The organism is Nostoc sp. PCC 7107, from assembly GCF_000316625.1.
Lineage (GTDB): Bacteria > Cyanobacteriota > Cyanobacteriia > Cyanobacteriales > Nostocaceae > Nostoc_B.
Map to the genome: position 1 here is coordinate 3,977,278 of NC_019676.1, position 24,383 is coordinate 4,001,660.

Annotated in this window: 15 protein-coding genes; 11 read left to right on the plus strand and 4 right to left on the minus strand. The window is 40.4% G+C overall.

Annotation, left to right across the window (positions count from 1 at the left end; all coding sequences use genetic code 11):
- Nucleotides 1-335: 335 nt before the first annotated feature.
- Nucleotides 336-1,124 (minus strand): carbonic anhydrase, encoded by a 789-nt coding sequence (locus NOS7107_RS17195; protein ID WP_015114228.1) that lies wholly within the window; start codon nucleotides 1,122-1,124, stop codon nucleotides 336-338.
- A 460-nt stretch (nucleotides 1,125-1,584) separates the two neighbouring features.
- Between NOS7107_RS17195 and NOS7107_RS17200 the strand changes: the two genes are divergently transcribed.
- The 5 genes from NOS7107_RS17200 to NOS7107_RS17215 all read left to right on the plus strand — a co-directional run bounded on the left by NOS7107_RS17200 (nucleotide 1,585) and on the right by NOS7107_RS17215 (nucleotide 4,331).
- Entirely contained in the window at nucleotides 1,585-1,812 is a 228-nt protein-coding gene (locus NOS7107_RS17200) for a hypothetical protein (protein WP_015114229.1), read from the plus strand.
- 4 nt (nucleotides 1,813-1,816) lie between these two features.
- Nucleotides 1,817-2,068, plus strand: coding sequence for a hypothetical protein (locus NOS7107_RS17205; RefSeq protein WP_015114230.1), 252 nt, complete (start codon nucleotides 1,817-1,819; stop codon nucleotides 2,066-2,068).
- A 268-nt stretch (nucleotides 2,069-2,336) separates the two neighbouring features.
- Nucleotides 2,337-2,489, plus strand: a complete 153-nt coding sequence (locus NOS7107_RS28650) for a hypothetical protein (RefSeq protein WP_157374069.1) — start codon at nucleotides 2,337-2,339, stop codon at nucleotides 2,487-2,489.
- A 36-nt stretch (nucleotides 2,490-2,525) separates the two neighbouring features.
- Entirely contained in the window at nucleotides 2,526-2,795 is a 270-nt protein-coding gene (locus NOS7107_RS17210) for an aldo/keto reductase (protein WP_044500088.1), read from the plus strand.
- Nucleotides 2,796-3,143: 348 nt separating this feature from the next.
- Nucleotides 3,144-4,331, plus strand: a complete 1,188-nt coding sequence (locus NOS7107_RS17215) for an anion transporter (RefSeq protein WP_015114231.1) — start codon at nucleotides 3,144-3,146, stop codon at nucleotides 4,329-4,331.
- Nucleotides 4,332-4,356: 25 nt separating this feature from the next.
- Here NOS7107_RS17215 and NOS7107_RS17220 read toward each other — a convergent pair whose 3' ends face one another.
- Nucleotides 4,357-5,025, minus strand: coding sequence for a pyridoxamine 5'-phosphate oxidase family protein (locus NOS7107_RS17220; protein ID WP_015114232.1), 669 nt, complete (start codon nucleotides 5,023-5,025; stop codon nucleotides 4,357-4,359).
- Between the two features lie 104 nt (nucleotides 5,026-5,129).
- Between NOS7107_RS17220 and NOS7107_RS17225 the strand changes: the two genes are divergently transcribed.
- A complete protein-coding gene (locus NOS7107_RS17225) occupies nucleotides 5,130-6,599 on the plus strand; it encodes a PLP-dependent aminotransferase family protein (protein WP_015114233.1) in 1,470 nt (489 codons plus the stop codon).
- A gap of 29 nt (nucleotides 6,600-6,628) precedes the next feature.
- On the opposite strand, the gene NOS7107_RS17230 is transcribed toward NOS7107_RS17225, so the two are convergent.
- Entirely contained in the window at nucleotides 6,629-7,276 is a 648-nt protein-coding gene (locus NOS7107_RS17230) for a DUF938 domain-containing protein (protein ID WP_015114234.1), read from the minus strand.
- The gene (locus NOS7107_RS17235; protein WP_015114235.1) at nucleotides 7,273-7,530 is read right to left on the minus strand and encodes a response regulator; all 258 of its coding nucleotides are present in this window, start codon (nucleotides 7,528-7,530) and stop codon (nucleotides 7,273-7,275) included. The genes NOS7107_RS17230 and NOS7107_RS17235 overlap by 4 nt, the downstream gene beginning before the upstream one ends.
- Nucleotides 7,531-7,540: 10 nt before the next feature.
- Between NOS7107_RS17235 and NOS7107_RS17240 the strand changes: the two genes are divergently transcribed.
- The 5 genes from NOS7107_RS17240 to NOS7107_RS17260 all read left to right on the plus strand — a co-directional run bounded on the left by NOS7107_RS17240 (nucleotide 7,541) and on the right by NOS7107_RS17260 (nucleotide 24,343).
- Nucleotides 7,541-12,952, plus strand: a complete 5,412-nt coding sequence (locus NOS7107_RS17240) for an ATP-binding sensor histidine kinase (protein ID WP_015114236.1) — start codon at nucleotides 7,541-7,543, stop codon at nucleotides 12,950-12,952.
- 58 nt (nucleotides 12,953-13,010) lie between these two features.
- On the plus strand, nucleotides 13,011-18,893 hold the full coding sequence (locus tag NOS7107_RS17245; protein ID WP_015114237.1) for an ATP-binding sensor histidine kinase: 5,883 nt from the start codon (nucleotides 13,011-13,013) through the stop codon (nucleotides 18,891-18,893).
- A 53-nt stretch (nucleotides 18,894-18,946) separates the two neighbouring features.
- The gene (locus NOS7107_RS17250) at nucleotides 18,947-20,503 is read left to right on the plus strand and encodes an ABC transporter substrate-binding protein (protein WP_015114238.1); all 1,557 of its coding nucleotides are present in this window, start codon (nucleotides 18,947-18,949) and stop codon (nucleotides 20,501-20,503) included.
- A gap of 21 nt (nucleotides 20,504-20,524) precedes the next feature.
- Entirely contained in the window at nucleotides 20,525-22,807 is a 2,283-nt protein-coding gene (locus NOS7107_RS17255) for an ATP-binding protein (protein ID WP_015114239.1), read from the plus strand.
- A 66-nt stretch (nucleotides 22,808-22,873) separates the two neighbouring features.
- On the plus strand, nucleotides 22,874-24,343 hold the full coding sequence (locus NOS7107_RS17260) for a hybrid sensor histidine kinase/response regulator (protein ID WP_015114240.1): 1,470 nt from the start codon (nucleotides 22,874-22,876) through the stop codon (nucleotides 24,341-24,343).
- The last annotated feature ends 40 nt before the right edge of the window (nucleotides 24,344-24,383 follow it).

Consider the following 24,383-nt stretch of genomic DNA (forward strand, 5'->3'; position numbering starts at 1 on the left):
GGGAGAGGGTATAATTTAATCAGGACTTACGCACAGGCTACAGAAAATCGAACCACAGAGACGCAGAGGTCACGGAGAAATGAGAGTTTGAGAGGTGTTTTGCGTAAGTCCTATTAATTACTGTTGCTACAAACAATTACCGCGTCAAACTTTCTGTTGGAACAACGTAGTAATTCACCCATTGAATAATTTGCTTGTTAAATTTCTGGTAATTGGTTGAATTGCGCCGTTGCATTAGCGATCGCAACTTTTGTGGAGACTAGCTGTGGGTTAAAATCGCGATCGCTAATGCAACATATTTACTTCTGGATTTTAATATATTGTGCTGGCTTTAATTAATTTGACTGATTTGAACCGCGGTAAATTCGCTCTCTTTGCTCTGGAGAAAGATGAGGCATTGGGAAGTGATCAGATGCTACTCCTTGGTTTTGAGGAGAACGAATTGCCACATCACAATTTGGAAATTGATTGAGGATGGGATCTTCTGTGTCTGATTCGGTAAGCTGACTTTGAGGTAAGACATAGGCGTGTTTATCGGGATCGTATGCTAAAACTTCTCCCGACTCAATTTGATAAATCCAAGCATAAATTTTAAGTTGACCGTGGTAAAGCTTGGAGTGAATTACTGGATACGTCCGTAAATTTTCAATTTGAGTCAGAACATTTTCGGCAATCATAATCTCTAACAGTTCTTCAGATTCGTAATGACTGTAGTGGTCTAAAACTAGTCTACGAGTTGCTTCTGCGTATTTGAGCCAATCATAAACAAGTGGCAAATCCTCTCTCAGACCTTGTAATTTCATGAGTCCTTTCATCGCGCCGCAATGAGAGTGACCACAGACAATAATTTGCTGAATTCCTAAAGCTTCTACTGCATATTCAATAGTTGCACCTTCACCGCCATTAGTTGCCCCATAGGGTGGAATAATATTGCCTGCATTGCGAATCACGAATAATTCACCTACCTGGGCTTGTGTAATTAAATTTGGGTCAAGACGTGAATCGGAACAAGTGATAAATAATACTCTAGGTTTTTGACCTTGCGACAGTTGCTCAAACAGTTCTTGGTGTGTCGAAAAATAGCTAGATTTAAATTCACGTAGACCTTTAATTAATTTCTTCATTACTAAGTTCCAGAAATACGCGTGGGGGAATTACCAATCAGACAAGATTGATTAAGAGTGAGATAATATCAAGAGCAGACTGATTAGCGAGAGAATTAGCAAATTGGTGGCAACATTAGGAGCGTCAGCCTTTTTGTTGAGGTTAGTGTCTCTATGGCAAAACAGTAGCAACTTGTTTTAAGAAATTATTGTTGACGCTTTGAGAAATAAGAACTAATTAACAATGACTTCTATATCATAGGGTAAATTGGTGCTTTAATGGTAAGTAGAATAGGTAGTTAAAGATAAATAATTGTTGTTAAGACAAGGCTGCTGTATTTAAGGCTGAGTGTTAATTCGGCATAATCTATAGAGATTGAGATTTGGTTGTCGCGGATAATTATCTTGACTCATCAATAGATATAGCAAGCGCTATGACTGCAAGTACCAAAAAACCGCCTTTTTCAGAGTGTTTACAAGAATGGCTGCACAAAATCAACCGCAACGAATTCAAATAGAGTTAGAATTATCACCAGAATTGTACGAAACCATCAATAATCTTGCACAGCAGCTACATGGAGATCGTGTGGAGGTAATACTAAAAGCGATCGCTCTCTTAGAAGTAGCTTTAGAAGCCAAGCAAAAAGGCAAACATCTCTGGATTGTAAATGATCAGGATAACCTAGAAACTCAAATTGTGGGCATCTAATAACATGACAGATGTCAAAAATTTATCCCAAATCATTGCTAATAAAGGCCAAAATCCCTTAGTAATATCAGCAATAAACAAACAGTCCCCAGCTGATGCCGAACTTGATCGCCAGCTACGAGAACTTCAATTTAAACAAGAACTTAGAAAAAGCTGGATATTATTTATAGTTAGAGATGTAGTAATTTTCTCCGCAATTATCTTTTTTATTTTTGCAGTTAGCGGTTATTCTTTATTTATGAATATTTATAGATAAAAGTATTGGCTGCAAATAGCGACGTTGCGGAACTATGAAGCGGATGAATAAATTACTTTAAAACCTGTGATAAATTTACAATTTAGCAGTGCTGAGAAGTAGTTTAGACCTCATCAGCAAAGCTTGTGCTATTACCATTGCTAATAGAAATATTTAGATAGACAAAATATCTGCAATTTGTATGAGGAAAGCTCTAGCGGCTTAAGACAAAGTTGTAAATATCAGCCAGCAAGCGCCACCGCAAGACTATCGCCCTGTAAACGACAAGATGAATTCGTTTTTGCGGGAGGATTTACTTAACGATCGCACTCTCACCGGGAGCATCCATTTTTGTCAGAAACACCAAGCGATTGGAAATCGCGGCTACACAAACAAAGTCCGCCTACGCGGACTATCTCAAAACCCGCGCAGGCGGGTTTAGTTTTTATAGCCCCAGACTTCAGTCTGTTCGCGTAGCGTGCGCCTTAGCGCAGGGCTATTTGCCGAAAGTGGATGCACCCCTCTCACCGCAGTCCAAAAACTCAAATCAATTGCTCAAGACTTGGGTTTGAGTATGCCACAATTGGCGCTGGCTTGGATATTACGAGATGAGCGTGTGTCTTCAGCAATTATTGGTGCTAGTCGTCCAGCACAAGTTGTTGATAACGCTGCTGCATCAGGAGTGAAATTAGATGCAGATATACTGGCTGCAATCGACCAAATACTTGCACCAGTTGCACAAAAGTGAGATAAGTAACTGCTGCTTAGAGCGAACCCAAAAATTTTTTGCTGTCTTACCGGAAAGGATAGAACTAAAGATGTATCTGATTACATAGCAAATTTACTATGTGTAAACTGGGGATAAAGTTCTAAAATTCCCCTTCTTAAATCTATCTTTCCTTCTCTCTATCTGCTCTGGTTATCAGCCAGGGCAGTTTTAATTTTATTGGTAGATAGCAAAATCCAAAATCTCCAATGAAATTAGCTGGTTTTTGTACGTATGACTGCGATCGCCAACTCTACTTTAGCCTTATTCTGGTTTTGGAGATCAGCAACTAAATCTATATTCTAGTTAGCTCAGGTTGGAGAGTAGGCAATGGTAGTTCTGCGGTACTTGGTAATTTTGCTGACTTATCTTGGTTTAGGGCTGGGCTACTTACCTGGACTGCGGATGAATCGCGCTACTATCGCCCTTGTCGGTGCGGCTTTGTTAATGGCATTGGGATTACTTGATCTAACTGCGGCTTGGGGTGCTATTGACTACAACACTATTGTTTTCTTGTTTGGCATGATGATCATCAGTGCAAATCTAGCCGCTTCAGGTTTTTTCCAGTTGGCTGTTGATTACACTATCCGTTATATCCACAGTCCATTCGGGTTACTAATAGTCCTAACTTTTGGTGGCGGGTTGCTTTCAGCACTGTTCCTTAATGATACGATCGCCCTAATCCTCACACCTCTGGTAGTTGGTATCACTCAATTACTTAATCTCAACCCTGTTCCCTACCTGTTAGCATTGGCTGGCGCAACAAATCTTGGTTCTGTTGCTACCCTCAGTGGAAATCCGCAGAATATTTTAATTGGTTCTTTTTCTGGTATTGGTTATCTGGATTTTGCCAAAGCTTTGACACCACTAGCGTTGGCCAGTTTGGCAATCCAGGTAGTTTGGTTATGGTGGTTGTATCCAGAGGTGCGATCGCTACGTCCTGATTTGAAAGTAGAATTACCTCACTACCGGATTTTTAAACCTTTGTTAGCCAAGAGTCTGCTGATTACCACTGGCTTGCTAGGAGCATTTTTGCTAGGAATTCCCACTGCGGAGGCTACCTTAATTGCTGCTGGACTATTACTAGTCACACGCCGCCTCAAGCCAGAGCGAATTTTGCAAAAGGTTGATTGGGATTTGCTATTAATGTTCTGTGGGCTGTTTATCTTGACGGAAGGTGTGCAGAAATTGGGTGTGCTGGAATCTTTTGTTCGTTTTGTGCATGATCCCTTAAGTATTCTGGGAGTAACAGTATTGTTGTCAAATCTGGTATCCAATGTGCCGGCTGTACTGCTACTACATCACATCATCCCCCATCCCAACACTCAAACTTGGCTGCTGCTGGCGGCGGCTTCTACATTGGCAGGAAATTTGACGCTATTGGGTTCTGTTGCCAATTTGATTGTTGCGGAGGCTGTTGCTAAAAAAGGATATCGGCTGACATTTGGGGAGCATTTGCGATTTGGTTTCCCGTTAACTGTTGTGACTCTGGCGCTGACATATTTCTGGATTTTTTAAGCCCTAAGTAACGCAGAGGTTTTAGTTAATCAAGTTTCTGTGGTCTGCTGTAGTTCCTCAGATTGACTGGTACTTCAATATCAGGAGCTAATTGAGCATCACTTATGGGTACAGATGCCGTTAATTTTAAGGGTATTTCGCCTGCCCATACTGGTATTTGATAATCAACGTCATCATCAATTGGCCCACCAGTGCGAATTTTAGCACTGGCTTCTGTGAGTGGGAGAGATAGTACTATTGTTCTGGCTAATTCCTGATGATTTGGCGATCGCACTTGTTGCCACCTGCCCAAAATTACGTGTTCTGTAAATGCTTGCAACGCCGCTAATTTCCGTTCTGTATCCTCGACTAGAGTTGCTTTACCAAAGATGACGACTGAGCGATAATTCATGGAGTGGTGAAACGCCGATCGCGCTAATACTAACCCATCAATTAAAGTCACTGTTACGCAGACATCAATACCTTGTTGCAGCGATCGCAACATTCGACTTGCAGGTGAACCATGAATATATAATGTATCTTCAACCCTTCCATAGGCTGTAGGAATCACAAAAGGCTGTCCATTGGCAATAAAACCTATATGACAGACTAATGCTTCATCTAATATTTGATAAATGGTTTCGCTTTCGTAGTTAGCTCTTTGGGGTGTGCGTTTAACTGTGCTTCTTGGGCTGGGAGCTTGTGGTTGAGGCATGAATGGAACTTTCAACTCTATATCGTTAGAGTAATCAGGTAAGTGGAATGATACAAGAGCCACTTTTTAATTAAATTACCAGTCCACTTATCTTTGGCACTCGAATGGATTTTGTCATCAATATCGACCCCAAAGCCGCTTTACCTTTGCATCGCCAAGTTTACACAGAAATTCGTCAGGCGATTCTTACAGGAAGGTTAACCCCAGGAGAAAAATTACCTTCAACCCGTGTACTGGCTCAATTGCTTACTGTTTCTCGCGCCACTGTCACCCAAAGTTATGAGATGCTCCTGAGTGAAGGTTATCTAGAAACTATTATTGGTTCAGGTACATTTGTCTGTCGTCAACTTCCTGATGAATTACTCAACACCACACCAATTCAGGCAAAATCACAAAAAATTTATGATTCCATATCTTTATCAACCTATGGTAAAAGTTTGAGTCAGGGCAAATACTTACACCTACCAGAAGCAGAGGTAGATATTAGCTTTAGTTATGGACGACCAGCTTTTGATCAGTTCCCCATCAAGTTGTGGCGTAAGCTTTTGTCTCGCCATTGTCAAGCTAATAAATATATTCTTGATTATACTTACGACTCTCAAGGTTATCTACTTCTGCGGGAGGCGATCGCTGCTTATTTATCTCGCTCCAGAGCAGTGAAATGTAATTCAGGGCAAATCATTATTGTTGGTGGTTCACAACAGGGTATTGACTTAATTACTCGGATATTAATTGATCGGGGTGATTGGGTAGCGGTGGAAGACCCTGGTTATTTAAGTGCTAGACGAGCTTTTTTAGCGCAGGGAGCTAATTTATTCCCTGTAAGTGTAGATAAATCAGGGTTAATCGTCAATCATTTAACAACAGCTATAATTCCTAAAGTTAAGCTGGTTTATGTCACGCCATCACACCAATTTCCGACAGGTGCGACATTATCTCTGGCTCGTAGATTAGAGTTATTAGCTTGGGCGCAAAAATCAAGGGTAATGATTATTGAAGATGACTATGACAGTGAGTATCGTTATGGTGAGCGACCCATACCAGCATTGCAAGGATTAGACCAAGGTAACTCAGTCATCTATGTGGGGACATTCTCTAAAGTACTCTTTCCGGCTTTGCGTCTGGGTTATTTAGTTTTACCAGCAAATTTAGTCCCAATATTTGCCCGTGGGAAATGGTTAGCAGATCGGCAATGTAATTTATTAGAACAGTATGCCTTGACTGATTTTATTAGCGAAGGACATTTAGAACGACATATTAGAAGGATGCGATCGCTTTACGATGGGCGCAGGCAAACTTTGGTGCAGTCTTTGTTTGAGCATTTTGGTAACACAATTGAAATCTTGGGAGAAAATGCCGGAATGCACTTAATGGTAAAATTCAATACCCAACTCGGCGATGATGAAATAGTTCAGCGTGCGGCGCTTGCTGGAGTCAATATTGGGGCAGCTTATCCTCAATATTTAAAAGATAGCCCTGGTAGTGAATTTATCTTTGGATATGCTGAACTCAGCAATCAGAAAATACAAGAAGGAGTACGTCGATTAGCTGAGGTTATACCAATCCAAAATTAAACAGGATATCCGCAAACATCAAACAAAAGTTACTTCTCAGTCCGTTCAAAAACTACTGAGAGATTATTGGCAGGCATTTTGTCAATCTGCTTCACGATAAGATTTTCTGTTCTAGCTACGGTTATGACATCCTCTAAGTTACGCACACCCCATTCTGGGTTTTGGGCGCGCAGATATTCATCAAAAGCTGCATTACTTGGTGCTGTATGTTCTCCACCTTGTTTAAAAGGCCCATATAAGTAGAGGATACCACCAACAGGTAAGATGCGACTAGCCCCTGCCATCAGTCCTAAACAAGCTGACCAAGGTGAAATGTGAATCATATTAATATTGACAATCGCCGTAATTGGTGAAGTATTTAGCCAGTTGGTTGTTGTTTCTTTCTCTACTACCCAAACTGGTTCTTTGACATCAAGCTCTAGCGGCGGATAAACATTCTGACATTGATAATGTTCAGTCCAGGCAACGATGCTGGCTCTGGCTTGAGGGCTAACATCTGTTGGCAGCCACAGACAATTTTTGAGTTTGGATGCAAAATATACTGCGTGTTCACCTGTACCACTGGCAATTTCCAAGACTGTACCACTCCCAGGCAAGACTTTTAAAAGTACTTCGAGAATTGGTTCACGATTGCGATCGGTGGCTGGGGCATATTGTCGTGCGTCTTGTGTTGTCATTTGGGTGATTTTACTAGTTTATTATTTAATACAATTTCTTTATTTAGCACAGCTTCATAAAGAAATTGTATAACTTGCTGTATGACTGTATTTCTTGTCATAATAATGCTGACTACTTCATATCCTATCTTGTGTAAGTAACTTTCAATTTCCCTGGCGACTAGGATTTCATCTTCTACTATCAAAATTCTGGCACTTGCCAAACTATTTTTCTGCTGATATCTGGGAATACTAAACAAAATCGCTTTCAGCATAAAAATAGTTATGATTAGCACTCAAATAAATATTCCCGGATATATAGTTAATGAGCAAATTTATGATGGTTCGAGAACTGTAGTTTATCGAGCAGTTAAAGAAATTGACGACAAACCTGTTGTTATCAAACTACTGAAAAATTCTTACCCCAGCTTTGGCGAACTTGTACAATTCCGCAATCAGTATACAATAGCGAAAAATCTCAACTATCCCGGAATTATTCAAACTTATAATTTAGAATCTTGCCAAAATGGTTATATATTGGTGATGGAAGATTTTGGGGGAATTGCTCTCAAACAGTGGGGAGTGGAGAAAAACTCAGCATTTCTCCAGGAATTTTTAGAAATTGCGATCGCACTGTGCAACACCTTAGATATACTCTACCGAGAGCGGATTATTCACAAGGATATTAAACCCGCCAATATTTTAATTAATCCCGAAACTAAACAAGTAAAATTAATTGACTTTAGCATTGCATCACTTCTACCACGAGAAACGCAAACCCTTGTTAACCCCAACGTGTTGGAAGGAACACTGGCTTATATATCTCCTGAACAGACAGGGAGAATGAATCGAGGAATAGATTATCGCACAGATTTTTATTCTTTGGGTGTAACTTTTTTTGAATTACTCACAGGTGAGTTACCATTTGCATCAAGTGATCCAATGGAATTGATACATTGTCACATTGCTAAAGCACCACAATTACTACATAAACTTAATTCCCACGTCCCATCTTTGCTATCGGAGATAGTCAATAAATTGATGGCAAAAAATGCCGAAGACCGTTATCAAAGTGCATTGGGACTGAAATATGATTTAGAAAATTGTCTACATCAACTAAAAGCAACTAATGAAATTCAGAGATTTAAAATTGCTACTAGGGATGTGTGCGATCGCTTTATCATTCCTGATAAACTTTATGGACGAAAAGCTGAAGTAGAAACCTTACTTCAAGCATTTGAGCGAGTTAGCACTGGCGCAACAGAAATGATGCTGGTGGCTGGTTTTTCGGGAATTGGAAAAACAGCAGTTGTTAATGAAGTGCATAAACCCATTGTCCGCCAACGGGGTTATTTTATTAAAGGCAAATATGACCAATTTAATCGCAATATTCCCTTCAGTGCTTTTGTCCAAGCATTCCGCGATTTAATGAGACAATTAATTTCAGAATCTGATATACAGTTACAAACTTGGAAAACCAAAATTTTGGAAGTTTTAGGTGATAATGGAAAAATTCTAATTGATGTCATTCCAGAGTTAGAACGTATTATAGGTAATCAACCGCCAGCTACCGAACTATCGGGAACTGCTGCTGAAAATAGATTTAATTTGCTCTTGCAAAAGTTTGTGCAAGTTTTTACCAATCAAGAACATCCCTTAGTCATATTTTTAGATGACTTGCAATGGGCAGATTCGGCATCGCTGAAATTGCTGCAACTGTTAATGCAAGACACAGAATATTTATTAATATTGGGTGCATATCGAGATAATGAAGTATCACCAACTCACCCATTTATCCTGATTGTCGATGAGCTAAAAAAAACTGGAGCAGTAGTAAATAAAATTATCCTCCAACCATTAAGCAAAATTAATCTCAATCAGCTAGTTGCAGATTCTCTAAATTGTGAATCATTGCTTGCTCAACCTTTGACAACATTAATCTATCAAAAAACGCAAGGTAATCCTTTTTTCGCCACCCAATTTCTCAAAGCCTTAAATAATGAGCATCTCATTACACTTGACTTAGAGTCACGACATTGGCAGTGTGATATTGCTCAGATTAAAGCTTTAGCCATTACTGATGATGTGGTGGAATTTATGTCCCTACAATTGCAAAAATTCCCCCCACAAACTCAAAATATTCTCAAACTAGCAGCTTGTATTGGGGCGCAGTTTGATTTGCAGACATTGGCGATTATTTCAGAACAAGTACTAGAAACAACGGCGGCTGATTTATGGAAAGCTTTGCAAGCCGGACTGATTATTCCAAATACAGAAATTTATAAATTTTTTGTTCAATCTGATAGTGCATCGATTTCTCATGCAGTAGTTAATCCAATTTATCGCTTTTTACATGACCGAGTTCAACAAGCAGCTTATTCCCTAATTCCCAATAATCAAAAGCAAGCAACTCATCTCAAAATTGGACGGTTACTTCTACAAAAATCCTCAGAAATAGAAAAAGAAGAAAAGCTGTTTGATATTGTCGGGCATTTGAATCAAGGACAAGCATTAATTCATCAACAACAGGAACGAGAAGCTTTAGCAAAACTCAACTTGGAAGCTGGGAATAAAGCCAGAAATTCCACTGCATACACCGCAGCTAGAGAGTATTTTCAGACTGGAATTGAGTTATTAGAGGTTGATTGTTGGCACAATCAGTATGAATTGACACTGAATTTATATGTTGCAGCAACAGAAGCTAGTTATTTAAATGGTGATTTTGACGGTATGGAACAACTTGCTGCGTTGGTATTGCAGCAAGCACAAACCATTCTCGACAAAGTGAAAATTTACGAAATTCAAATTGCAGCATTAACAGCTAGTAGCCAAATATTAGCAGCGATCGCAGTGGGCAGAGAAGCTGTAGGGCAATTGGGAATAGAATTACCCACTCAAGTAGACGAAATCACAATTGGCAAAGCCCTAGAAGCGGTTAAGCAGCAACTCCAAGGCCGAGAAATTGCCGCACTGATTGACTTACCAGTCATGAGTGAAGCCACGGCTCAAGCTGCAATACAAATATTAGGAATGTTGTTTCCACCAGTTTTGCTTGGAATGCCCAGTTTAATGCCCATTCTGGGCGCGACGATGGTGCGATTATCACTGGAGTTTGGCAATACTCCCGCCTCAATACCTGGCTATACAATTCATGGTATGGTGATGTGCGCCTTTTTTGGCGAAGTTGAAATTGGCTATGAGTTTGGTAAATTAGCCATATCCTTACTAGAGAAGTTGAATGCTCGCAGGATGAAGTGCGTCACTCTCAACTTGTTCGGATCTTTCATCCAACATCGCCGACAAGCACTGTCAACAGCGCAACTCATCCAGAAAGAAAGCTATATGGCGGGGATGGAAACCGGCGATTTTCTCTATGCTGGCTATAGCATACAAGGGTATGCTTTTGTGGGGTTGTTTACTGGTGCAGAACTGCATAGCTTGGCATCTGAATTGTCTACTTATCATGCTGCTTTAGTTCAAGTCAAACAAGATTCGGCACGGATTTATTTAGAGATGGTGCAGCAAACAGTGGCACAATTTAGAGAAACGGTGAGCCAGCCTGATTGCTTAATTGGCAGTTTCTACGATGAAACAGTGATGTTTCCAAAGCACAAGCAAGACAAGGATCTCACTGCATTTGCCTTTACTTATTGCTACAAACTTTCGCTTGCCTACTCTTTTGGCAATTATCAGGCTGCTCTCGACTATATCATTCAAATTCAGTCTTATTTAATGGCAGTGTCAGGAATGATTATTGTTCCACTTTTCCATTTCTATGCTGCCCTAACTCAGCTTGCACTTGTTTCCAGCCAATCAGAAGCGGCGGAAATTATCGCCGAAGTCGAAAGTCATCAACAAACTCTGCATCAATGGGTGCAAGATGCCCCCATGAATCATTTACATAAATGGCATTTAGTTGAGGCGGAAAAATATCGTGTTGGCGGTGATAAATTAGCCGCAATGGAACATTACGAACAAGCCATTACCATTGCTAAAACTAACCAATTTCTTAACGAAGAAGCCTTAGCCAACGAACTTGCCGCCAAATTTTATCTTGATTGGGGCAAAGAAAAAATTGCTCAAACCTACATGATTGAAGCTTACTACTGTTATGCGCGGTGGGGTGCAAAAGCCAAAGTCATCGATTTAGAAACCCGCTATCCCCAACTACTCCTACCAATTCTGCACAAACAACAACTAGCTTTCAAACCAGCAGAAACAATCATGTCTCTCTCATCTCACACAATCCAAGGCTCCTCCCTGAGTAATACTAGTCTCTCAGAAGCCCTCGATTTGGCAACTATTCTCAAAGCCTTTCAATCACTTGCCAGCGAAATTGAGTTGGAGAAATTACTTTCAACTTTACTTCAAGTGATTCTCGAAAATGCGGGAGCCGGTAAATGTGCATTACTCATACCCAAAGGAGATTCTTGGGTGATTGAGGCATTATCCGAACTGCAACAGCCTGCCATAATTTTACAATCTCTGCCCTGGGATGAAATAGTACCTATTAGCCTAATTAATCGAGTTAAAAATACCTCGGTTGCGGCTGTAGTGGAAAATGCAGTCGTCGAGCCAACACTACTGGCTGATCCTTATATTCTGCACCATACACCTAAGAGTATTTTTTGTGCACCAATTCTCAACCAAGGCAAATTGATTGGCATTTTGTACTTAGAAAATAATTTGACAGTGGGAGCATTTACAAACGATCGCCTACAACTTCTCAAACTTCTGACAACCCAAGTAGCAATTTCTCTAGAAAACGCCCAACTTTATCATCAATTAGAAAATTATTCCCACATTCTAGAGCAAAAAGTTGAAGAACGCACCCAGGCATTAACAGCTAAGGCAACTCAGCTAGAATCAACACTTGATAAACTATACTCGACTCAATCCCAATTAATTCAAGCCGAAAAAATGTCAGGATTAGGACAGTTAGTTGCAGGAATTGCTCATGAAATTAATAATCCAATTAATTTTATCTATGGCAATTTACAACCAGCTAGTGAATATGTGACATCTTTAATTGAATTAAATAACTTATATCGGCGACTTTACCCACAACCATTGCCAGAAATTGCTCAAAAAATCGCTGATATTGAGCTGGATTTTCTCGTCAATGATTTACAAAATATTTTTTCATCCATGAGAGTGGGAGTAAATCGCATTAGCCAAATTGTGCTGTCACTGCGGAATTTTTCTCGTTTGGATGAATCAGAAATCAAACCAGTAGATATTCACTCTGGCATTGATAGCACGTTGTTAATTTTACAACATCGACTGCACAATAATAGTCAACATCCAGAGATTACGGTCATTAAACAATATGGAGTATTACCTTTAGTTAATTGTTATGCTTCTGCTCTCAATCAAGTGTTTATGAATATCATTAATAACGCCATAGATGCTTTAGAAATATCAGATGTTTGCCAACCAAGCATTATAATTCATACAGAATTTAAAGAACAAAAAAATGTAATTATTCGCATACAAGACAATGGTATTGGTATAAGTAATTCTGTGCAACATCAGATATTTAATCCATTTTTTACAACAAAATCAGTAGGTAGTGGTACAGGTTTAGGATTATCAACTAGTTATTCAATTGTGGTAGAAAAACATGGTGGTCAATTAAGTTGTATTTCAGCACCAGGAGAGGGTACAGAATTTATTATTGAACTTCCAGTGTTTTAAAATTCCTGAGTCATCTGGGAATACTAGATCCAGAAATTGTTAGGATTTAGCAATATATATGGTGAGCAACCTTGTCAATATTCCCGGATATCGCATCAGCGAAGAACTCTATAATGGTTCCAGAACCGTAGTTTATCGAGGCTATCGAGAAACCGACTCATTACCGATAGTGATTAAACTGCTGAAAAATCCTTATCCAAGTTTGGGCGAACTATTATCATTTCGCAATCAGTACACCATTACCAAGAATCTCAACTCTCCTCTGATTGTCCAAACCTACAGCCTCCAAGCCTATCAAAATGGCTATGCGCTAGTAATGGAAGATTTTGGGGGGATTTCTCTCAAGGAATGGGGAGTTAAGGGAAGGGGGCAATCTCTAGAGGAGTTTTTAGAAATAGCGATCGCACTGTGCAACACCTTAGATATTCTCTATCAAAATCGCATTATTCATAAAGATATCAAACCCAGCAATATCTTAATTAATCCTGAAACCAAACAAGTAAAATTAATTGACTTTAGTATTGCATCACTTCTACCACGAGAAACGCAAACCCTTGTTAACCCTAATGTGTTGGAAGGAACACTAGCTTATATATCTCCTGAACAGACAGGAAGAATGAATCGAGGAATAGATTATCGCACAGATTTTTATTCCCTCGGTGTAACTTTTTATGAATTACTCACGAGTGAGTTACCATTCCAGTCTGATGATGCGATGGAATTGGTACATTCTCATCTTGCGAAAACAGCACCTTTAGTAGATAAAATTAACCCACAGATTCCGGCAATTCTCTCAGAAATTGTCAGTAAACTGATGATGAAAAATGCTGAAGATAGATATCAGAGTGCATTAGGATTGAAATTTGATTTAGAAAAATGTTTACATCAACTAAAAGAAACTGGTGAGATTGAAGACTTTGAAATTGCTACTAGGGATGTGTGCGATCGCTTCATCATACCCGATAAACTCTACGGACGAGAAACCGAAGCAGAAACTTTACTGCAAGCATTTGAGCGAGTCAGTCTTGGCGCAACAGAAATGATGCTAGTGGCTGGATTTTCTGGAATTGGTAAAACCGCCGTCGTCAACGAAGTTCATAAACCCATTGTGCGGCAACGCGGCTACTTCATCAAAGGTAAATATGACCAGTTCAACCGCAACATTCCATTAAGTGCCTTTGTGCAAACCTTCCGGGACTTGATGGGACAACTATTAAGTGAAAGTGATACTCAGGTGGCGCAGTGGAAAGACAAAATCCTCTCAGCTTTGGGTGAGAACGGGCAAGTCCTAATTGAAGTCATTCCCGAACTCGAACAGATTATCGGCAAACAACCTGCTGCTCCTGAACTGTCAGGTAGTGCCGCCCAAAACCGCTTCAACTTGCTATTCCAGAAATTCATTGCCGTGTTCGCTACAGCAGAACATCCTTTAGTGATGTTCCTCGATGACTTGCAGTGGGCAGATTCAGCCTCATTGAAGCTCATGCAAGTGCTGCTGAGTCAAAGGGAAGTGGGCTATCTGCTGACTATTGGGGCATACCGAGATAATGAAGTCTCCCCCACTCATCCACTAATGCTGACATTGGAGGAGATGAAGAAAGATTCAGCAACTATCAGCACCCTTACCCTCGCTCCATTAAATCAATCTCACCTCAATCATTTGGTTGCTGACACCCTCAGTTGTTCCACCGCTCTAGCGCAACCCTTGAGTGAGTTAATCTATCAAAAAACCAAAGGGAACCCTTTCTTTGCCACGCAGTTTCTCAAAGCCTTGTATCAGGAGGGCTACATTGCCTACGATCTGCAAGTCGGACATTGGCAGTGCGATATGGTAGCAGTGCGATCGCAAAGCGTCTCCGAAGGAGAATCGCTCTCGCTCACCGATAATGTGGTAGAGTTCATGGCACTGCAATTACAAAAGTTTCCAGAAGCCACCCAAGAAATACTGAAGTTAGCTGCTTGTGTGGGAGCAAAATTCGATCTCGAAACATTGGCGATCGTTTCAGAAAAATCGCTAACCGATGCCGCAACAGCATTGTGGAAAGCCTTGCAAGAAGGCTTGATTTTACCCACGAGTCAGATTTACAAGTTTTTTCAGGATATACAACAGTCTGAGACAGAAGATACAGTTAATCCGAGCTATCGATTTTTGCACGATCGCGTCCAGCAAGCCGCCTATTCTTTAATTCCCACCGATCAGAAACAAACAACCCACCTGCAAATGGGACAATTGCTCCAGCAAAAGTTCTCAGAAATAGACCGAGAAGACAAGATTTTTGATATTGTCGGGCATTTAAATTTAGGCATAGAATTAATCGCGCCACCGCAGGAACGGCAAACTCTAGCACAACTGAACTTGAAAGCGGGAACTAAGGCCAGAAGTGCTACCGCATACACCGCCGCAAGGGTTTATTTGCAAAGCGGACTGGAGTTACTTTCGCCAGACTGCTGGGAAACTCAGTACGAATTGACGCTCAATCTGTATGTAGCCGCCGCCGAAGTTAGTTACTTAAATGGTGACTTTGAGGGCATGGAGCAACTTGCCCTATCCGTCTTGCAGGAGGCACGGACAATTCTCGACAAAGTGAAAATCTACGAAATTCAAATCGCAGCACACACGGCTCGCAACCAAACATTGCAGGCGATCGCCGTAGGTACAGAGGCACTGAAGCAATTGGGGGTACAGTTCTCGACAGAAGCAGACGAAGCCCACATTAGCAGTGCTTTACAGCAGATCGAGGAGCAACTAAGCGGCAGAGAGATTGCCGAACTAGTTGATTTGCCCGTGATGAGCGACCCCAATGCCCAAGCCGCCATACAACTGTTAGGAATGTTATTTTCACCGATTCTACAGGCAATGCCCGGATTACTGCCCATACTGAGCGCAACGATGGTGAGTTTATCACTCCAGTTTGGGAATGCACCAGGATCAACGGTGGGGTATGCGATTCACAGTATGGTGTTGTGTGCTTTTTTGGGAGAAGTGAAAACAGGCTATAGCTTTGGGCGATTAGCAATGAATTTGCTTGACAAATTTAATGTCAAGGAATTCAAGTCTAAAGTTCTACTTCTGTTTGCAGCCTGGGTTCAACATCATCAAGAATCTCTCAAAGCAACGATGCTGACGATGAAAGATGGCTATACAACTGGTATCGAAACTGGTGATTTTCTCAACGCTGGCTATAACTCCCTCAATTACCTGATTGCCAAACTTTTTGCTGGGATAGAACTGGACATTTGGGAACCCGAAATAGTAGATTACAGGGCTGTCTTAGTGCAGGTAAAACAACATTCTGCCCAGACTTATTTGGATATGATGCAGCAGACTGTGGAGAACTTGAGGTCAGCCCGGATTCTGTCGGATTGCTTAATTGGCACTGCCTACGATGAAACGGTGATGATTCCTAAGCACCATCAGGACAACGATCTCACAGCGATCGCTATTGCTTACACTTACAAACTGATGCTTGCCTATATTTTTGGTAACTACACGGCTGCCCTAGACTATAACGCCCAAGGCAAACAGTATTTAATGGCAGTATCAGGGATGATTTTTATTCCCATTTTTAATTTCTATACAGCCCTAACGTATTTGGCACTCTTACCCACACAGCCAAAGTCAGAGCAAGGCGAATTTTTGTCTTTAGCCCAAACCCATCAAACCACTTTGCAACAGTGGGCGCAAAATGCCCCGATGAATCATCTGCATAAATGGTATTTAGTTGAGGCAGAAAAACATCGGATTTTGGGCAATAAAGCCGAAGCAATTGAATATTACGATCGCGCCATCATTGCAGCCAAAGAAAATCATTATATTCAGGAAGAAGCGCTGGCTAATGAACTAGCTGCAAAATTTTACCTCGACTGGGGTAAACAAGAGATTGCCCAGGTATACATGATGAAGGCTTACTATGGCTATGGTCATTGGGGTGCAAAAGCCAAAATCGCTGACTTGGAAAGACGTTATCCCCAACTCCTGGCTCCGATTCTCCAAAAAACTCGCACGGCTCTTTCAGTTAACGAAACCGTCTTTGCATTAGGAACAGTCACCTCCACTAGTTCTTCTAGTTCTTCCTCCAGCGTCTCCGATTCTCTCGATTTAGCCGCTATTCTCAAGGCTTCCCAAAGTATCTCAGGTGAAATCGAACTAGAAAAACTACTCTCATCGTTGCTGGCGATCGTCATCGAAAATGCGGGGGCTGATAAATGCGTGTTAATGCTGTTGCGAGACGATTCGCTACGCGACACCAAAGGTGAACACTTGCTGATCAATGGCTTAATTATTGAGGGTTCCGAGCCGGTAGTGTTGCAGCGCCTTCTGGTTGAGGAGAGTCAAGATATTCCCCTAAAGCTGATTTACAAAGTGAAGCACAACAGGCAGACTGCTGTGCTGCTTGATGTGACGGCCGATCCGATTTTAGCTAATGACCCCTATATCATTCGTCAGCAGCCTCAGAGTATCTTGTGCAGCCCAATTTTACATCAAGGGAAGTTGCTGGGGATTTTATATCTAGAAAACAAGTTAACAACGGGGGCGTTCACAAGTGATCGCGTGGAATTGCTCAATTTACTTTGCGCTCAAGCGGCGATTTCTTTGGAAAATGCTCAATTGTATGAGCGATCGCGAGATTATGCCCAACAGCTAGAGCGATCGCTTGATGAGTTGAGCGCCGTACAGTCTGGCTTGCAAGCATCCCAACAACGGCTTCAGCTATTAGTTCAACAAACTCCACTGGCAGTCATCGAGTGGGACACCAATTTTCTAGTTACTGACTGGAACCCAGCCGCAGAAAGGATATTTGGCTACACAAAACAAGAAGCTTTAGGTCGTCAATTCCAATTCATCATTCCTGAAACAATTCAAGCACAAATGGAGGAAGTTAGCGTCGAGATTGTATCGCAGCAGGGCGGTAATTATAGTGTCAATGAAAATATTACCAAAGATGGCAGAATTATTATTTGTGCTTGGTACAACAATCCACTTGTGAATGCAGATGGTGAGTTAATTGGAGTTGCTTCCCTAACTGATGATATTACTGAACGCAAACTTGCTGAAATTGCCTTGGAGCAAAAATCACTCTTATTGCAACAAGCATTGCAAGACTTACAACAAGCACAATTACAAATGGTGCAAAGTGAGAAAATGTCTGCACTGGGTAACTTAGTTGCTGGGGTAGCCCACGAAATGAATAATCCTTTGGGATTTATTGCGGCTAGTCTCAAACAAGCTAAACCCACTATTGCTGATATTGCTCAACACCTCAAACTATATCAAGAAACTTTTCAGAATCCGAGTGAGGAAATTCAAGTTCACGCAGAGGAAATAGATTTAGATTATACCTTAGAAGACTTGCCCAAGATAGTTGATTCTATGTCTATGGCGTGCGATCGCCTCAAAAATATCAGCACCAGTTTGAGAACTTTCTCCCGTGCTGATAAAGATTACAAAGTGCCATTTAATATTCACCAAGGCATTGATAGCACTATTCTCATTCTCAAACATCGCCTCAAAGCCAATGAACAACGTCCCGCCATTGGAGTTGTCACAAATTACGGTAATTTACCTCAAATTGAATGCTTTCCTGGTCAATTAAATCAGGTATTTATGAATATTCTAGCCAATGCTATTGATGCCTTAGATGAATCTAATCAGGGACGAATATTTGAAGAAATTCAACTCAATCCTAACTGTATTACAATTACAACCTCAGTCGAAAATAGTCTAGTTAGAATTGCCATTGGGGATAATGCTAAGGGGATGAGTGAAGAGGTAAAATCCAAAATATTTGACCATTTATTTACTACGAAAGCTGTTGGTAAAGGGACGGGATTAGGGTTAGCGATCGCTCGTCAAATTGTGGAAGAAACCCACGGTGGAAAATTGAGTTTTAACTCTGTTCTAAGTGAAGGGACAGAATTCATCATTGAAATTCCGGTGTAATTTTTAGCTCTAATGTATAAACAGGAGTCAGGAGTCGGAATACAGGAGTCAGAATGAAAATACTTGATAACAAAAAATATCATCATCAACGAAGATTATCTATTTCACTTGTGGCTATATTTTTACTGTTCAATGCAGTCGGTTGTAGTCAAAGCAGGTTGGATTCTGATAAAAATCAGCCTAAAAATCAAATTGTAAATTCAGCAAAACCGCAAAGATTTGACGGGATTACCATCACAGTTGCGGCTATGGATAGACCAATTGGGGTAGGGGTTGAGCGTCGGACTCGTGAGTTTGAAAAACTTACGGGTGCTAAGGTCAATATAGTCACATTTCCCCAAAAAGAAGTTTTTCCAGCTATGGAAAAGGAGTTTGTAAAAAAAACCAATAAGTATGATGTGGTTGTTTTCTCGCCGCAATGGATGGCAGATTTTGTGCAGCCTGGATATCTAGAAAATTTAACAAATCGTGTCAAAGTGGATAGTCAACTGCAATGGGATGATATTGCACCTTTTTTCCGAAATTTTACGGCAACCTACAAAGGGCAAATCTATAGCATTCCCATAGATGGTGACTTTCAGATGGTCTACTATCGCACAGATTTATTAGAAAAAGCAGGGCTTGAACCCCCACGAATCTGGGATGATTATATCGCTATTGCCAAAAAGTTTCACGGACAAGACCTTAATTCTGATGGTAAACCAGACTATGGTTCTTGTATGGCTAAAAAGCCAAACCATGTAAATCATCAACTTGTTTGGTCGGTGGCAAGTGCATTTCTTCAAAGTCAGGGAACGGAAGAAGGGGGATTTTTTGACCCCGAAACAATGAAGCCATTGGTAAATAATGCAGCCTTTGCCAAAGCCTTGGATATCTATAAAGAAACGACCAAATACGCGCCACCAGAAGAATTGACTTTGAACCTAGATGGAGCGAGAAAATTATTCTTGAATGGGCGTTGTGCGATGACTTTAGATTGGGGTGATGTCGGCACATTGGCGATCGATCCAGCCCTCTCCAAAATACCTGATAAAGTAGGCGCATTGATATTACCCGGTAGCAAAGCAGTTCTCGATCGCAAAACTGGTAAACTCGTAGCCTGCAATAAAATTACCTGTCCATACTCAATTGATGGCATTAATCACGCTCCCTATGGTGCTGTGGGTGGATGGGTAGCTGGTATTAATGCCGCAGCTAAACCAAAAGTTAAAGATGCTGGTTATGCGCTAATTTCCTATATTAGCCAACCTGCACAAGCAAATGTTGATGTCACCATTGGCATTACTGGTTTTAATCCTTACCGAATCTCCCAGTTTACTAAGCGGGAAAATTGGTTGCAGGCGGGGATGCCAGAAGCGTTAGTGAGTAACTATTTGGGTGGTATTTCCGTGAGTTTGGGTAATCCTAACATGGTATTGGATCTGCGTGTACCTGAAAGCGCCCTCTACCAGCGAGAAATTTTAGATACTGCACTAGCCGATTTCCTCGCGGGTAAGATGACTCGTGACGCAACCATGCAGCAAATTGAGCGGGAATGGGAGAAAGTTACTAATCAAATAGGTCGAGATTCCCAATTACAAGCTTATCGAGACAGTTTAGGAATCGATTAATCTATCTGGAGATATCTATCAATGTTGCGTTGGAATCTCAGTACTAAAGTTGTTGCTGCTTATTCAGGCTTAATTGCACTCATGGCTGGGGTGCTAACTACGACTCTTTATTGGCAGTTTCGCACAGCTAGCTACCAAGGAATGCGCGATCGCCTATGGGATTTACTCAGTTTAACAGCACCGGAAATTGATAGTGACTATCATTCACTGACCTTAACACCTAAAGATACCAATAAACCCTACTACAAAATCAACCTCAAAAAACTCAAAACTGTTCAAGCCAGCAGTAAAGATATCAACCGGATTTATACCCTGCGTCCCAAAAGCAACGGTGAATTAACTTTTGTCTTAAATTTTGCTCCAAAATCCAAGTCATCAACGTCTGTGGGAGAAATTGTCGAGAATTTAACTCCGATTCTCGCAGCAGAAGCATCTACCCTATCCCAACCCAAGATTGAGAACGATTTTTCCAAAAATGTAGAGGGTAAACCCGTGTTGTATGGGTATGCACCTATCAAAGATCAATTTGGTCGCTTAGAAGGAATTTTAGCGATTGAATTAGATGCTAGTGCAATCGTTCAAACTCAAATGATTGGGGGTGCGATCGCATTAGGAGTTTTCCTGATTATTTTAGCATTCACGGTAGTCATCGTTAGTTGGTTGGCGCGATCGCTGATTGTGAATCGCACCCTCAGCTTAAATGATGCTGCTAAAAAACTTGCAGATGGGGATTGGCATCAATCTTTAGCAACCGAGAGTGAAGATGAATTGGGTGAATTAGCCAAGTCTTTTAATTATATGGCTCAACAGCTACAAAACTCCTTTCAAAAACTAGAAGAATACTCACAAACTCTAGAACAAAAAGTTAAAGAACGAACTACAGAACTAGAGCAAGCAAAATTATTGGCAGATTCCGCAAACCAAGCCAAAAGCACTTTTATTGCCAACATGAGCCACGAATTACGCTCTCCACTCAACGCCATTCTTGGCTTTGCTCAAATTATGATTCGTTCTCAAACTTTGGGACGCGAGCATCAAGAAAATGTTGGCATTATTTATCGTAGCGGCGAACACCTCCTAACTTTAATTAACAACATCCTCGATCTCTCTAAAATTGAAGCAGGTAAAACTACTCTCAATCCCAAAAAATTTGACCTCCACCGTCTGCTAGATGACATTCATGATATGTTCCATCTCAAAGCAGAAGAGAAAAATCTCCAATTAATAATGGAGTATGACCCCGATCTTATCCGCTACATCTGCACCGATGAAGTTAAATTACGCCAAGTGCTAATTAATTTGATTAACAACGCCATCAAATTTACTCAAGCTGGTGGAATTTCCATTAGAGTTAGCACTTTGGTTGCTAATTCATCTACACTACATTTTGAAATTGAAGATTCAGGAGCCGGTATTGCCGAAGAAGAATTAGGGCAAATTTTTGAAGCCTTCACCCAAAGTGCAACTGGAAAACAAGCTCAGGAAGGAACAGGTTTAGGCTTACCCATTAGCCGCCAATTTGTGCATCTTATGGGAGGCAATATTACAGTTAAAAGTGTCGTTGGACAAGGCACAATTTTATTATTTGATATTCAAGTAGCTGAAGTAAAAGCCAGCGATATTACTACACACCAGCCCTCTCGCTGCGTTATTGCCCTAGAACCCAATCAACCAAAATATCGCATTCTGATAGTTGACGATAAACCGAACAATCGCCAGTTGTTAATTAAACTACTCTCTCCTTTAGGATTTGAAATTCATGAGGCGATTAATGGGCAAGAAGCTATTAATATTTGGGACAGTTGGGAACCCCACTTAATTTGGATGGATATGCGGATGCCCGTGATGGATGGTTATACTGCTACCCAACAAATTAAAGCCACCACCAAAGGTCAAGCAACGGTGATTATTGCTCTGACTGCTAGTGTATTAGAAGAAGAGAAAGCAGTGATTATCTCGGCAGGATGCGATGATTTTGTGAGAAAACCATTCCGAGAAGAAGAAATTTTTAACGCCATGAATAAATATATTGGAGTGAAATATATTTATGAAGAATTGACTCCCATACAAACTGAAACAAGGCACACAAGAGAAGTGTTAACCGCAGATGCGATCGCAGAACTTCCGTCTGAATTATTAGAACAACTTGAAAAGTCTGTAATCACTTCTAATCTCGACTTAATTACTGCGGTGGTTCAACAAATTGCTATCCATAACGAGTCTTTATCTCGGACAATTGAAAATTGTTTGCATCAATTTGAATATGAAAAAATTTTACATTTAATCGCGGAAGTTAAAAAATAAGTAATGAGTAATGAGTAATGAGTAATGAGTAATGAGTAATGAGTAATAAGTAATGAGTAATAAGTAATGAGTATATTTTGTAATAGGGATTTAACCCCGACACAAAATATGCTGCCTGTAGAGGCAGGGGACTTAAACCCCCAAAGTTCGTTAAAACAAAAGCAAAAATATAAAAATATGCAGAATCATCAAGTAAATTTTCAATGCGAAATAATGGCGATCGATGATACACCAGCTAACCTACATCTGCTAACAAATCTATTAAAACAAAATGGCTATCTGGTGCGACCATTTCCTAGTGGTAAATTAGCTTTGGCAGGCATTCAACACTCTCTACCTACTTTGATTTTGCTAGATATTCAAATGCCACAAATGAATGGCTATGAAGTCTGCCAAAATCTCAAAGCCAACGAATTGACTCGTGATATTCCGGTGATTTTTATCAGTGCTTTAGATGAGGCGATCGATAAAGTAAAAGCTTTTACAGTAGGTGGAGTAGATTACATCACCAAACCCTTTCAAGCAGAAGAAGTTTTAGCGCGTATTTCGACTCATTTAAATCTCAGTCGCCTAGAAAAACTTCTCAAACAAGAAAATTCTCTTCAGGCTCAACAACTAGTAGAACAAAATTGCCAACTTCAGGAGATAAATCAAGCATTAGAGCAAGCTAATCAAGAACTAAAACAAAAATATTATCAACTCCAGCAAGCCCAATTACAACTTGTGCAAAGTGAAAAGATGTCTGCATTAGGTAACTTAGTAGCTGGTGTTGGTCATGAAATGAATAATCCTTTGGGCTTTATTTCTGCCAGTATTCAACAAGCTAAACCGCTCATTTTTGATATTGTTGAACACTTAAAACTCTATCAAAAAACTTTACCCAACAAGAGTGATGAAATTCTTAAGCATGAGTTAGGAATCGACTTGGATTATAACTTAGAAGACTTGCCCAAGATAATTGATTCCATATCTATGGCGTGCGATCGCCTCAAAAATATTAGCACCAGTTTAAGAACTTTCTCCCGTGCTGACAAAGACTACAAAGTGCCATTTAATATTCACCAAGGCATTGATAGCACTATTCTCATTCTCAAACATCGCCTCAAAGCCAATGAACAACATCCGGCTATTGAAATTGTCAGCAACTACGGTAATTTACCTCAAATTGAATGTTTCCCCGGTCAATTAAATCAGGTGTTTATGAATGTTTTAGCAAATGCCATTGATGCCTTAGATGAATCTAATCAGGGACGTAGTTTTGAAGAAATTAAACTCAATCCTAACTGCATTACAATTACAACCTCAGTCGAAAATAGTCTAGTTATAATTTCCATTCGAGATAATGGTAAGGGGATGAGTGAAGAGGTAAAATCCAAAATATTTGACCATTTATTTACTACAAAAGCTGTTGGGAAAGGTACAGGATTAGGGTTGGCGATCGCTCGTCAAATTGTGGAAGAAACCCACGGTGGAAAATTGAGTTTTAACTCTGTTCTGGGTGAAGGTACTGAATTTATCATTGAAATCCCAGTATAAGTTTTGTATTTAATGTTAAACACGCTTCAGATATCTGGGA